Annotated in this window: 9 protein-coding genes and 2 pseudogenes; 6 read left to right on the top strand and 5 right to left on the bottom strand. The window is 44.6% G+C overall.

What is annotated here, in order from left to right:
* Positions 1-169: 169 nt before the first annotated feature.
* The gene (locus QT984_RS12445) at positions 170-5,365 is read left to right on the top strand and encodes a PAS domain S-box protein (RefSeq protein ID WP_333233798.1); all 5,196 of its coding nucleotides are present in this window, start codon (positions 170-172) and stop codon (positions 5,363-5,365) included.
* Positions 5,366-5,587: 222 nt separating this feature from the next.
* On the opposite strand, the pseudogene QT984_RS12450 reads toward QT984_RS12445, so the two are convergent.
* Together QT984_RS12450 and QT984_RS12455 are read right to left on the bottom strand one after the other, a co-directional pair.
* Positions 5,588-5,911 (bottom strand): annotated as a pseudogene (locus QT984_RS12450) (Uma2 family endonuclease); the annotation flags it as partial.
* A gap of 169 nt (positions 5,912-6,080) precedes the next feature.
* Positions 6,081-6,323, bottom strand: a pseudogene (locus QT984_RS12455) (Uma2 family endonuclease); the annotation flags it as partial.
* A 163-nt stretch (positions 6,324-6,486) separates the two neighbouring features.
* On the opposite strand from QT984_RS12455, the gene QT984_RS12460 reads away from it, so the two are divergent.
* A complete protein-coding gene (locus tag QT984_RS12460) occupies positions 6,487-7,872 on the top strand; it encodes a lipid-A-disaccharide synthase-related protein (RefSeq protein WP_333207674.1) in 1,386 nt (461 codons plus the stop codon).
* A 460-nt stretch (positions 7,873-8,332) separates the two neighbouring features.
* Here the strand turns inward: QT984_RS12460 and QT984_RS12465 are convergent, their stop codons facing one another.
* Positions 8,333-9,124: a 2-phosphosulfolactate phosphatase family protein gene (locus QT984_RS12465; protein ID WP_333055691.1), complete on the bottom strand. Its 792-nt coding sequence runs from the start codon at positions 9,122-9,124 to the stop codon at positions 8,333-8,335.
* Positions 9,125-9,213: 89 nt separating this feature from the next.
* On the opposite strand from QT984_RS12465, the gene QT984_RS12470 reads away from it, so the two are divergent.
* Positions 9,214-10,107, top strand: coding sequence for an EI24 domain-containing protein (locus QT984_RS12470; protein ID WP_333260707.1), 894 nt, complete (start codon positions 9,214-9,216; stop codon positions 10,105-10,107).
* Positions 10,108-10,110: 3 nt separating this feature from the next.
* Here QT984_RS12470 and QT984_RS12475 read toward each other — a convergent pair whose 3' ends face one another.
* Both QT984_RS12475 and QT984_RS12480 read right to left on the bottom strand, forming a co-directional pair.
* Positions 10,111-10,365 (bottom strand): hypothetical protein, encoded by a 255-nt coding sequence (locus QT984_RS12475; RefSeq protein ID WP_333055693.1) that lies wholly within the window; start codon positions 10,363-10,365, stop codon positions 10,111-10,113.
* Between the two features lie 149 nt (positions 10,366-10,514).
* Positions 10,515-10,667, bottom strand: coding sequence for a hypothetical protein (locus QT984_RS12480; RefSeq protein ID WP_333207676.1), 153 nt, complete (start codon positions 10,665-10,667; stop codon positions 10,515-10,517).
* 5 nt (positions 10,668-10,672) lie between these two features.
* On the opposite strand from QT984_RS12480, the gene QT984_RS12485 reads away from it, so the two are divergent.
* The 3 genes from QT984_RS12485 to QT984_RS12495 all read left to right on the top strand — a co-directional run bounded on the left by QT984_RS12485 (position 10,673) and on the right by QT984_RS12495 (position 13,634).
* A complete protein-coding gene (locus tag QT984_RS12485) occupies positions 10,673-12,178 on the top strand; it encodes an MBOAT family O-acyltransferase (RefSeq protein ID WP_333055694.1) in 1,506 nt (501 codons plus the stop codon).
* A gap of 10 nt (positions 12,179-12,188) precedes the next feature.
* On the top strand, positions 12,189-13,142 hold the full coding sequence (locus QT984_RS12490; protein WP_333055695.1) for a hypothetical protein: 954 nt from the start codon (positions 12,189-12,191) through the stop codon (positions 13,140-13,142).
* Between the two features lie 171 nt (positions 13,143-13,313).
* A complete protein-coding gene (locus QT984_RS12495; RefSeq protein ID WP_333055696.1) occupies positions 13,314-13,634 on the top strand; it encodes a DUF7873 family protein in 321 nt (106 codons plus the stop codon).
* Positions 13,635-13,684: the final 50 nt, after the last annotated feature.

Below are 13,684 nucleotides of genomic sequence, written 5' to 3' on the forward strand. Positions count from 1 at the left end.
TCTAGTTGGTGCGTGATATAATTTTACTTATTAAACATATTATTTGTAAAGATTGCTTACCCTCCCCGAATCTGACGATCGATGTATGTGTACGTGGAATTGAATGACTGCCCGGAAAATAAAAGGTAAAATTCCAGTTATTTTAATATTTTCTTGATTAACAAATATTATGAAAGCAGTTTTTAACTTAGCTTTGCCTCCTATCTGCTTTAAAGTTCTGTTAGTAGAAGACAACCCTCATGAAGCTGAGCTGATTGAAGATTTGCTGTCAGAAATAGGCGGCGCGCAGCGTATAGTGCTGACGAAAGTAGAGCGCCTCAGCGAAGCGCAGCAGCGATTGAATCAAGAAACTTTTGACATAATTTTATTAGACCTTTCATTGCCAGATAGTCGGGGAATCGAGACGGTTGCTCGGGTACAAGAGTACGGGGTAAATGTGCCGATCGTAGTTCTGACCGCCCAAAACGACGAAGAACTTGCCCTGCGGTTGATTTCTGTCGGCGTACAGGATTATTTGGTAAAAAGAAAAATCGACAGCGAACTGTTAATTCGATCGCTCCGCTACGCCATAGAACGCCAAAACAGTCAAGATGCTTTGCGAAAAAGTGAAGAAAAATATCGCTCGGTGGTGGAAAATTCCCTGATCGGCATTGCCATCATCGCTCCAATTATTGACAGCGAAATTCCTCTAAATTGCCACTGGATAGAAGTTAACGATGCCCTGTGCAATTTGCTGGGCTATGAGCGCTACGAACTCGTGCAAAATAATTGGCTAGAGTTGACTCATCCAGAAGATTTGGAGGCTAATTGTGAAAATTTTTCTCAGATGTTAGCAGGTAGGAGCGACGGTTACATCTTAGACAAAAGGTTGCTCAGAAAAAATGGCGAAATAGTTCACACGCGAGTTTCCCTGCGCTGCATCCGCCGCCTGGACAGGTCTATCGACCGGATAATAGAAGTAGTGTTGGACGTGAGCGATCGCTACCGCTACGAAGCCAAACTGAGAGCATCAGAAGAATTTTTAAACCACACCATAAATGCTACGCCAGACCCAATTTTTGTCAAAGACGAGCAACACCGCTGGATGATATTAAATGATGCTTTTTGTCAGTTGGTCGGCAAATCGCGGCAAGAACTGCTCGGCAAATCAGATTATGACTTTTTCCCCCCATCAGAAGCTGCTGTTTTTTGGACAAAAGATGAAGAAGTATTGACAACGGGTATCTGCTTGGAAACCGAAGAAAGCTTCACAGACTCTGCCGGAAAAGAACACATAATTTCTACCAAAAAAAGCGTCTTCCAAATAGCAGACGGCAGTAAAGTAATAGTGGGTACAATTAGAGATTTTACCGAATACAGACAGCAACAAAAAGCCCTGGAACAAAGCGAAGCTCGCTTTCAAAAATTGGTAGCTAACCTGCCGGGAATAATTTATCAATTACGAATGTCAGCAACTGGAAAAATGTCTTTCCCTTACATTTCTTCAGGCAGTAGCCAACTCTACGAATTAGAGGCAGAAGCAATAGAGCAAAATGCGGAACTGATTTCCAATGGAATTCACCCAGACGACCTCTTAGATTTAAAAGCATCAATGGCAATTTCAGCCACTACGCTGGAACCTTGGCAGCAGCAGTGGCGACAGACTTTGCCATCTGGAAAAGTTAAGTGGCTGCAAGGAGCTGCGAGACCAGAAAGGCTCACTAATGAAAGCAAATCTGGCAGCGAAGGCGATATTCTCTGGGACGGTTTAGTGATGGATATCACTGAATTAAAGCAGGCACAAACAGAGCGCGATCGTTTTTTCACTATCTCCTTAGACTTGCTTTGTATTGTAGGTTTTGACGGTCATTTTAAACGTTTAAACCCAGCTTGGTCAACAGCTTTAGGCTACAGTATTAGTGAATTGTTTGCCAAGCCAATGATCGAATTTGTTCATCCAGACGATCGAAAAGCTACCGCAGCCGAAGGAGCAAAACTAATAGCAGGTACGTCCAGTATCTCCTTTGAAAACCGCTACATCTGCAAAGACGGTTCTTACAAATGCTTCCTGTGGACGGCATCGCCATTTAGCGAAGAAGGTTTAATCTACTCAGTCGGCCACGACATTACGTCTCGTAAACAAGCAGAGTCTCAACTCCAGCGCCAAGCAGTAGCAATGGCCGCTGCTTATGACGGAATCGCGATTTTTAATAATAATAAAGAATGTATTTATTCCAACGACGCTTATCTCAAAATGTACGGCTTGGCTAGCCCTAGCGAAATGTATGGGAAGAAATGGAAAATGCTCTACAGCAAAGCAGAAAATATATTTTTTGAATTACAAATAATGCCGATGCTTCTGCAAAAAGGGTACTGCAATATAGAAGCAATCGGTCAGCGCAGTGACGGTACTAAGTTTCCTCAAGAATTGTCGCTGACAATGCTTGTCGGTGGCGAAATTATTTCTATAGTCCGCGATATAACTAATAGAAAACAGGTAGAATCAGCCCTGCGATCGAGCCAGCGCCGCTACCAAACTTTAGCAGAAGCATCGCCAGTTTGCATATTTCACACTGACACATTTGGAAATTGTCTTTATGTGAATCAACGGTGGAGCGAAATTACGGGATTAAACGCAGAATTAGCAGCAGAAATTGGCTGGATGAATGCCATACATCCCGATGATGTGGATCGGGTAAAAAATGAATGGCATAGCTCAATTATTGATACAATTCCTTTTAAATCAGAATACCGATTTCAGCGTCCAGACGGTCGGGTAATTTGGGTGATCGGTCAGGCAATTGCAGAAATCGGAGACAAGCAGGAAATTAAAGGCTATATCGGCACTATTACTGATATTAGCGATCGCAAACAAGCAGAATTAGATTTGCTGCGAGTTACTCAAGCGGTGGAAAGCACCAGCGATGCGATCGGCATTGCTGACTTGACAGGGCGATCGCTCTACCACAATCAAGCCTTTGTTCAACAGTACGGCTACACAGCAGAAGAACTAAACACAGCAGGCGGATTAACAGCAATTTATCCTCAAACTAAAGTGCTGCTAGAAATGTTTAAAACGCTCCGTAAAGGCAAATCTTGGCAAGGCGAACTCAAAATCAACACTAAAAACAACGAACTGGTAACAACTTTATTTCGCGCCGACGGCATTAAAGATGAAACTGGTCATTTAATCGGGTTAGTGGGAGTAATTACCGACATCACCGAACGCAAACAAGCGGAGATGGCACTGCAGCAGCAATTAAGGCGAGAACGGCTAGTAGTTGCTATGCTCGATCGCATTCGCTCCTCCCTAAATTTAGAAGAAGTCCTGACAACTGCTGTCAAACAAGTGCGGCAATTTTTGCAAACAGACCGCACAGTTATTTACCGCTTTAATCCCGACTGGAGCGGCTTTGTTGTTGTGGAATCCGTGGCAAAAGATAGAATTTCGCTGCTAAATTTTAACAATATTGATGGCTGTTTTAAAGAGAAATTTGTTGAAGTTTATCAGCAAGGCGGTATTAGATCAATGGAAGATATTTACCGGGAAAATTTGACGGAATGCCACATGAAATTTCTCGAAAAAATTGAAGTAAAAGCTAACTTAATAGTACCAATTTTAAAAGCACGAGAAAGCATTTCCCAGACCCAACCGACGGCAGAAAATCAGCTCTGGGGACTGCTGATAGCCCAGGATTGCAGGGGCCCCCGTCCCTGGGATTCCTCAGAAATAGAATCTCTCCGGCAATTGTGCGTGCAATTGGCGATCGCGATTCAGCAATCGACGCTATTTCAACAAGCACAAACGGAAATTGTCGATCGCAAACTTGCAGAATCTGCCCTCCAACAAGCTGCATTAGCTGCTGAAAGCGCCAACCGCGCCAAAAGCGAATTTCTGGCCAATATGAGCCACGAACTACGCACGCCTTTAAACGGCGTTTTAGGTTACGCTCAAATCCTCAAAACCGACAAAGACTTAAGCTCAGATCAGCAAGAAAGTCTCAGCAATATTCAACAGTGCGGTCAACACCTGCTGATGTTAATCGACGATGTTTTAGATCTTTCCAAAATTGAAGCTAGAAAAATGGAACTCTACCCGGAAGAGTTGAATTTTCTAAATTTCACGAAAAACATTGCAGATCTCTTTCAGATGCGAGCTTCGCAAAAAGAAATTTTATTCCATTACGAACAAGTCTCTCCCCTCCCTAGCTGCGTTCGTGTAGATCCAAAAAGATTGCGCCAAATTCTCATAAATTTACTCAGCAATGCGGTTAAGTTTACTAACAGCGGCGGTGTGACTTTTAAAGTCGGCTATGTCGGCACAGAGGCCTGGAGTCGAGGGCAAGGAGACAATTATGAGTTCTCGACTTTGAGCTCGGAACTAAAACAAAATTATATGCGCTTTTCCCACAATCCGATCGCAGCCAAACACGCTTTAAAAATCCGCTTTCAAGTCGAGGATACCGGCACGGGAATAGAGCAAAGCAAGTTAGAAGAAATATTTTTGCCATTCCACCAAGTAGGAGGCAATACATTTGTTGAAGGTACAGGTCTCGGACTCTCGATTAGCCAGAAATTAGCGAAACTAATGGGTGCCGAAATTCGCGTCCACAGCACTTTGGGAAAAGGCAGCACTTTTTGGGTAGATTTAGAATTGCCAGCAGCTAAACGGTACTTGGAGGTGTCTCCTTTGCAGGAAAAACGCTGGCTGGTCGGTTTTATCGGCAACAAGCGGAAGGTGTTAATAGTGGATGACAATCAACAGAATCGCGATTTGTTGTCCAGGCTGCTGCGACGTTTAGGATTTGATGTGGCAGAAGCCCAAAACGGCCAAGAATGCCTCTACAAAACAGTTGAATTTCAACCGGATGTCATTTTAATGGACTTGCGGATGCCTGTAATGGATGGCTTAGAAACGGCAAGAAGACTGCGGCAGTTGCCGGAAGTAAAAGATGTTGTGTTAATCGCTATGTCAGCTAGCGTTTTCGAGGCTACGCAGCAAGATAGCATCCTCGCAGGGTACGATGCTTTTCTTCCCAAACCGATCGAAGCAAATCACTTTTTGGAACAGTTGCGCCTGCGTTTGGGACTAGAATGGATTTATGGGGAATCTTCGGAAAACAAAAAGCGCAAACCTCCCAGTTTGTCACCAGCCTCTGATTTTCCTGCTTATTCTTCTCTGTTACCTGCGGCTTCTGAGTCGGTAGTAAAACTTTTGAAACTCGCAGCTATGGGCGACATTGAAGAAATTTTTGATGAGAGTGCTAAGCTGGAGAGTTTAGAACCTAATTTAATGCCGTTTGTCTCGAAGCTGCGCCAACTTGCTAAGGGATTTCAGCTCAAACAAATTCGGAATATTTTAAAGCAATATATCGATGGTCAGTAGGCAGTAGTCAATCGATTGCGCGATTTTAGATTTTAGATTTTAGATTAAAGAATTGAAGTATTGACTTGCGCGAGATAAATTCGGCGGCTCCTTTATCGGATACAGGTTTTTTATTTCTGGACGGATGAATCACGTGGCGGGTATCCTGGATGCTTTCGGTCAGTAGTCAGTGGTCAGTGGTCAGTAGTTATATCATGTGCGATCGCTCGATCGGACACGATCTCACTCTAATAGCCAACCAAATAATTCTCCTACTGTCAGTTGCAATTCCATGGCAAAAGATGGCACGGGCAATAACTGTTCCGGTTCGTCAAACACCTCCGTTGATTGAGTCGGCCGATATACAAAAACCGATCGCTCCTCTGGATCGATTAACCAACCGATTTGAGTTCCATGTTTGAGACAATATAAAATATTTTTAGTAACTTTAGTTTGGCTTTGGTCGGGGGAGAGGATTTCAATTGTCCAATCCGGGGCGATCGCAAACACATTTGCCACACCACCATTTTCTTTACGGGGAATGCGTTCCCAAGTGAATACAGTCATTCGATTTTAGATTTTAGATTTTAGATTTTGGATTGACTTGCGCGAGATTAATTCGGGGGACGCAAGGATTTTAGATACTTCGACTTCGCGAGCGCACAAGTTTGAGATTTTGGATTGACTTGCGCGAGATAAATCACGTGGCGGGTACCACATGAAGAAATTCGCTTGTCACGTCGGGAACGATCGCTCGACCGCCAAAAATGCACCGTAGTTCTGGAAATGCTCGCGCCACCTTTTGAGGTTTGAGAGTAGCATTAGCAGCGCTTGTCAACTCGCCTTGAATGACACTATGTTGGCCTTGAGGCATCGGTTTTTGAATGATTTCACCGTCAATGTACTCGCTGGCTGGTTGAGTTTCTGGCAACTTCAGAAACTCTTGGAGTGTCAAAGATTTTGGCAGGGTTTCTACCATCCAATTTTACCTATAAAATAGAGTTTCATCTGCTATTTTACCCAAAAGTCCCGGACTCGTGCGATCGGCGCTCCACTCACTTCAACATCCGGCTCTACCACCTTGCATCCTGGGGCTAATCTTGCTTCTATATATTCAGAGACAGTTTTTGAGAGAGTTGGGATTGAAATTACTTTGCCTCAGTAACGGCCACGGAGAAGACGCGATCGCCCTTCGCATCTTGCAGGAACTGCAACAGCACCCGCATCCGCCAGAATTAGCCGTGTTTCCGCTAGTGGGTGAAGGGCAAGCTTTCGCTCAACTAGAAAACGCCCGCATCATCGGCCCGGTGCAGCGAATGCCTTCGGGCGGCTTTATTTACATGGACAGAAGGGAATTTTTGCGCGATGTCAAAGGCGGCCTGCTGCAGTTGACCATCGCTCAGTTTAAAGCCATCCGCGCTTGGGTGCGAACCCAAAAACAGTCTGGGAATCAAGACGGCGTTATTTTAGCCTGCGGGGATATTGTACCGCTGCTGTTTGCTTGGCTCAGCGGCGCGCCCTATGCCTTTGTCGGTACTGCCAAGTCCGAGTATTATTTGCGGGACGAGGACGGGCCTCTGGCTCGCAAATCCAGGGTAAGCGGTGGGTGGAATTGGTCGCGATCGGTTTATTTGCCTTGGGAGCGCTGGTTGATGACTCGATCGCGCTGTCGAGCCGTTTTTGCCAGGGACGCGCTCACCGCCGAGACCTTACAAAAGCTGGGCATTCCCGCTTACGATCTCGGAAACCCGATGATGGACGGACTCGAACCGGAAAACCCCGCCGGTTTTTACGGCCCTGACGCAGAGTTTCGGGAAATCGAGCGATCGCTCATCATCACCTTACTTCCCGGTTCTAGAGCGCCGGAAGCCTATGCTAATTGGCTGCTAATAGTAGAGGCTGTAGCCGGAATTTTATCGCTGTTTGCCGATCGCAAATTGTTATTTTTCGGAGCCATTTCTCCAGAGTTAAACTTAGAAGCTTTGCGACCTAGTTTAGAATTTTTCGGCTGGCGACAAGACGGGGAAACTAGAACGCAGCGGCCAGAAGCAAGTATTTTGCGACCTCCTGTTTCCAGCGCTCGAGAAATTCGGAAAGAATCTCCTAATTTGCTATTGCCCCTGACATTTGTGCAGAGAAATGCCACGATGATTTTGACTCAGCAAAGTTTTAACGATTGTTTGTACGAAGCCGATTTAGCAATAGCAATGGCCGGAACCGCTACAGAACAATTTGTAGGTTTAGGAAAACCGGCGATCGCCATTCCCGGAAACGGCCCGCAATTTACTTTCGCCTTTGCAGAAGCTCAAAGTCGCCTGTTAGGGCCGTCATTAATTTTAGTCAAACATCCCGCCGAAGTTGCCGGTGCCGTGCAGTCTTTGCTCCGCGACCCCGACAGGTTGCAGCTAATCGCTGAAAATGGCTGGCGCCGCATGGGAGAACCCGGTGCAGCAGCCAGAATTGCCGAGTGTTTAATTCAGCGCTTCGGCGGTGAATTCAGCAATTCTCCATTGCCCGCAATAGACTAGGGACAAAACATTGTTTTGTCCCTACCAAATATCTTTAATTCTACTTTCTTTAAAAAAATCTTGTTCGCTAATATCATGTCCGATGGATCGCCCATAATACATAAGCCAGGGCGGGTTTGTGAGATTGTCCGTTTTTGGCAAATATTATTGGCTCACGGGCCCCTACAGGAATCCGGGTAATCGACCGGACATGATATAACTACTAACTTCCGTTGTCTGTAGTGAGGAATGCAAGTCCTCTGATTTTTATGAGGACTTGCATTCCGATGCTGCAAACCAATTTTATTGTGGTTGTTCGAGTAGGTGTGCAGGGCCGCGCACCTTACTAATAAGCTGTTGCGGCCTTTAAATTGTATGTCAAAAAAAATCAAAGTCTTGTGGGGAGTAGGGGCCCTAGCGTCCCGCCCGCCCTGAATATACAATTTAAATGCGCGACAGCTTACACCACTGGCAGAAAAATTTAATTCGCCGTTTGTTCCGAAGATTGATCCCAGAAATTAGCTTGAGGAATTTTAAAATCCGACTTAACCAAAACTCCCGGTTCTCGCTGCATCGGCAGCACATCTAAAGTATCCGTTTGCGCGCAATATTTTAAATCTTCAATAACACCTAAACCGAGGAGGCGCTGACCGTGACTGGCTCTTTCCAACAATTCGTGCAACCTATCTTGCCAGTGGAGATAAAGAGCAATAGCCCCAAATACTTCATCGTTACCAGCAAAATCGCTCGCAGGAATACCGCTTTCTGCTAGGAGACTTTGGGCGATCGCACCAGCACAAACCGTATCTTCCAACGAATAACTTCCTTCCCAACCAGAACCCACAATCCAAATAGTTTCCGGCCGTTTACTTAACAAAAACTGCACCACAGATTTGCGGTTAATCAAAGCCGCCGTTAACACAGTTGCAGCAGCTTGCACTCGTTCCAGAGCGCGAGTACCATTAGTTGTGCTGATAAAAATTCGCTTCCCACTCACCTTTTCTGGCGTGCAGTCGAGAGGAGAATTCCCCATGTCAAATCCGTCAACTTTCCCGCCGCCGCGCTCTCCAGCGCGAATCCGCTTATCAGCAGGCCATTTTTCGCTGCTTGCCATTAGCTTATCTAAGTCGCTGAAAACTTGGACAGCTTCCGCCCCATTATTCAGGGCCGTTGCCATTGTCGTAGTCGCCCGCAGCACATCAACTGCGATCGCGCAAGCCGGCATTTTGTCGGCTGGCGTAAGTTCCGGGGTATGGTAAATAAAAAGCTTCACTTTTGGGCTACCTGCGATAAATCCTCATCAGTCATAATAATGGAAAATGGATAATAGAAAATAGAGTCGAGTCTTCAAAAGCAGAAAATATGTCAAAACAGTTAAATTCAAACCCCGCCCGCGCCGCCATTACCGCACCAATTGGACTCCTGGCAGGTTTCACCTATCCTTTGCGAGCTTTCACGCTGATTTTGCAAACTCCCAAGCTGTGGACTTATGTATTAGTTCCCGTGGTGCTAAATTTTATAATTGGTATTGGTCTTTATTTAAGCTTGCTATTTCCCAGTTTGGCTGGGATAGATGTTTTAGTTGCCGATTTGTCCGTCCGATTTAATGCTCTAATTGCGAGTTTTCCAGCTTGGCTGAGCTTTCTCGGTGTGTTAACAGTTGCTTTCGGCTGGCTGCTGCGCGTACTCCTAGTGTCAGGACTTTTGCTGATAATTGGATTTTTGTTAGTGCAGTTTGGCGTGATTTTAGGTTCGCCCTGGTACGGCAAACTTTCCGAACAATTGGAACTGCTGCGGAACGGTCAATTGCCCGCAGAAGCACCAATGAATTTGGCGAGTAGTTTTGGCGATATTCAAAGGGCGATCGCCTTTGAACTGCGAAAACTACAAATTTTGTTGAGCGTCGGTATACCCCTGCTGCTGCTAAATTTTATTCCTGGTGTCGGCTCTATTCTTAGCAGTTTTGGTGGCGTAGCTTTGGGCGCGACTATTGTCTGTTTGGACTTTTTAGATGCACCTTTGGAGAGGCGGAGGCGACCTTTTCAGGAGAAGTTGGAGATAATTTGGGCGAGTTTGCCCGCCAGCGGGAGTTTTGGTTTGGTTTGTTTGGGTTTGGTGAGCATTCCGCTGTTGAATTTGTTGGCAATTCCGCTGTGCGTGACGGCGGGAACTTTGTTTTTTTGCGATCGCATTTGGCCGGCCCGCTTTGCTCCCGAAGAAAGAAAGAGCGATCGAGAAACTAACATTACAACTTAAAAACTAGGGAGATGCTTCTTCCTTCGGCTGACTCTGGGAGTTAATCGCCAAAAACGGGCTTAAAAACAGCCAGCTAATGAAGAAAAAGGATGCTGTAAATAGCTGGACAATATCGATCGCCGACAAATATCCGTCAGATAATAGTGCAATACTTCTATCTGTCAGCCCGAATATCCAAGAGAGAATCCCAAACAGCCAAATGCCTTTTTGGAGCATGGGCAAAAATGCTGAAACTTCGGAGTTTTGCTGCTTGTTCATTAATTTAGCCCTTGTTTGCGAAAAGTTTGATTAACCGGGGCACCCCAAGGGCTTAAGGATTTTTGGTGTCTCCTCGGATTCCCTTTGTTATCTATATGTTAAGAAATGTTTCCCGAAATGACAACGCGCCCTGGGAGGTATTTCCGCATCTATCTCAAGAGGTAGTCGCAGCGCTCATAAAGAGTGATATTTGCTACACTTTGGTAGGATGCGCGATCGCGATCGGGTTCTGGGCTAGTCTTGCCATTAGTCCCAGGCGGTTGATATAGTGGGTCACAGGCTACGTAAAAGAGCGAAATCACAAATTATGTTATTTAACAGTATTGAATTTTTAGTATTTTTTGCGATTGTTTTCGCCATATATTATTTCCCTCCGTTGCAAAAATTGCAGGTTCCCATCCTGATAATTGCCAGCTTTATTTTTTACAGTTGGAGCGCCCCCGCACTGTTGCTGATCCTGCTACTCTCCATTCTTATCAACGCTACAGTCAGCTTTCAAGTTGCCCGGATTTCTGGCAAGAAACAGCGATTTTTTTGGGCTTTATCGGGAGTCGTTCTCAATGTATTAATTTTGAGCTTGTTTAAATACGCTGGTTTGCTAACTAACTTTGTTACCGATGTTTTTAATATTGCTCGCTCCGAAGGCAGCATTGCTTATTTATTCTTAAAATTGCCTCTGCCTATCGGCATTTCTTTCTACACATTTGAAGGCATAAGTTTAATCGTAGACGTACTGACTCAAAAAAACAAAAGCGAAACCGAAGCAAACGCTTACGTCTCGCCCAACTTCACCCAACACCTGCTAAATACTTCATTTTTTATTAGCTTTTTCCCCAATTTACTGTCAGGCCCGATTTTAAAATCCAAGACTTTTTATCCCCAGATTGTTCCTAAATACTTTAAAGATATTCCTTGGAATTTCATTTTTCGCTCGCTCGTTGTCGGCTACTTCCTAAAAATGGTCATCGCCGACAACTTAAAAGACTATACCTTCTGGATCAGCTTTCCCTACTACCAAGGATTTGGAACGATTACCAACCTGACACTGCTGTTTGGCTACTCAATCCAAATTTTCGCCGATTTTGCCGGTTACTCCTTAATTGCGATCGGTTTTGCAGCCGCTTTGGGTTACAGAATTCCCGACAACTTCGACTTTCCTTACATCTCTCGTTCCCTCTCCGAATTCTGGAGAAGGTGGCACATTTCCCTCTCAACTTGGCTCCGAGATTATCTATACTTTCCCCTCGGCGGAAACCGCAAAGGCAGAATCAGAACTTATGTTAACTTAATGATAGTAATGACTTTAGGAGGATTATGGCATGGGGCTGCTTGGAGTTATGCAGTTTGGGGAATTTATCACGGCTTGGGTTTAGCCGTAGAACGCTTTTTTGGCTTCGACAAATCCAAAAACAAATTGCCAGAACCAAATCAAGCAAAAACCAAACCAATCTGGCAGCAATTATTATTGGACAGCCTTAGCGTTTTAGGCATTTTCTCTTTTGTTTCCGTGGGATGGCTGCTTTTCAAACTGCCTCGATTTGAAGAAGCGGTTGACTTCGCAGTTACTTTAGTTCGCAACTATAAAATCAAGCCCGGTTGGAGTCACATTATTCCGACGCTAATTTTTTCCCTACCAGTAGTGATTTATCACATTCCCCATTTTCCCACTTGGCAAAATCTGATGAAACAGGATTCAAATAAAAACGGCCAAAAAGTCTGGAGCGTTTATCAAGATTTAGCTTTAGGAATTATGCTAGCAATGATATTCCTCAACAGTGGCAGCTCGAAACAATTTATTTATTTCCAATTCTAGAAGGTGTTCTATGTTTGTCAAATTCCCGTTGCGACCGATTTTGCGCCCGGTACTAATTTTTCTGTTTATAATGAGTTTTTATCAAGCGCTCGTCAGCGGCGGAGTTTTGCCTGCTTCCGATGGAGTTAGCCTGCTTCAAAATAATATTGTTAAAACTCAAAGGTATGTATATCAGGATAATTCCGATCTAAAAATGGTAATGGTAGGTAGTTCTCTAGCTGCAAACCTTAATATTAAAGACATTGGAGAGGGCGTAAAGAGCATAGCCTTGGGGGGAGGAGCGAGCCAAACAGGTTTAGAAATAGTTAAAAGAAGTAAAACCAAGCCTCCTATTGTTTTGGTGGAAATTAACGATACTATTGTTCGGAAAATAGATACAGAATTAATGGATTCTTTGTATCATCCTCTTTTTTATTGGTTACGCCAGTATCTACCAATGATGAGAGAGGAATACCGTCCGATTAGCATTTTTGTGGATGTTTTTAAAAGTCGATCGAAGCCGAGTCAAAAAGTGACGCGAGAGGCTCTAGACAGATTAGAAGGTCGATATCTTACTCCCGACTTATCCCAAAAAGCTATCCAAACGATAGTAGATATTCAAAGTCAACCTTTGTCTGAACAAGATGCAGAAGCTATAAAAAAAGAAGCTGAGTTTATTAAAATTCAAATCGCAGAAATCCAAAAAAATAGCGGGGCAAAAGTAGTTTTATTTGACATACCGCAAGAGTCACGAGTTAACGCTGCAATCAGGAGAAAACAAGTCCAAGAATTGGCTAAAAAGCTGTTTCCGTCCGATCGTTTTGAGTGGCTGCCACCCCCGAAAGAGCGAGAATGGCGTACCAATGATGGCATCCACTTGATCCGCAGCGACGCTAGAGATTTTGCCGAGTTTTTGAGAGATAAATTGCTGAGTACGGTAGCGACGGGCTCTGTTGGCACCGCGCCTAGAAAAGAAAGCTTGTAATTTACTTTGAAGTGTGGCATACTACATAACGATCAAGTCTGGTTAAAGAACGATCGTGAGGTTGGTACTGAGGAGGGAGAGTCCTCAAAGCCCTAAAAGCCACAGGACAAACAATTCGATTATCAGTATTAACCCGGCTTGATATGAGTTCAGCGTCAATAACATCGAACAATGCCACGCTTAAATCAGATTATTGCGATCGAAAAAGGCATCAAAAGCCGATCCGTCCAAGAACTCGCAGAAGCTCAAAAAGCACTCCAGAAGCCCGCTGTGCTTTCTGGAATCTCCCGTACTTACCGCCCCAAAGACGAAGAAGGCGAACAACTGCCGCCAGAGTCCAAAAAAGTTGAAGTCAAAGCCGAAGAGATTATCCGCAAAATGACTGAATTTTTGACCAAACTCTTCGACGTAACCGCAACCAAAGATTGGACAAATTGTAGCGCCCGCGCTGACATAACTGTAGACGATCAGAACTGCTGGGTTTTATGGTAATTTATCAATCAAAGTGATACGACTTCCCCAAAAAAAAAATGCAAAACCAA

Origin of the sequence: Microcoleus sp. Z1_B2 (genome assembly GCF_036700325.1) — a bacterium.
In the GTDB taxonomy this organism is placed as follows: domain Bacteria; phylum Cyanobacteriota; class Cyanobacteriia; order Cyanobacteriales; family Microcoleaceae; genus Microcoleus.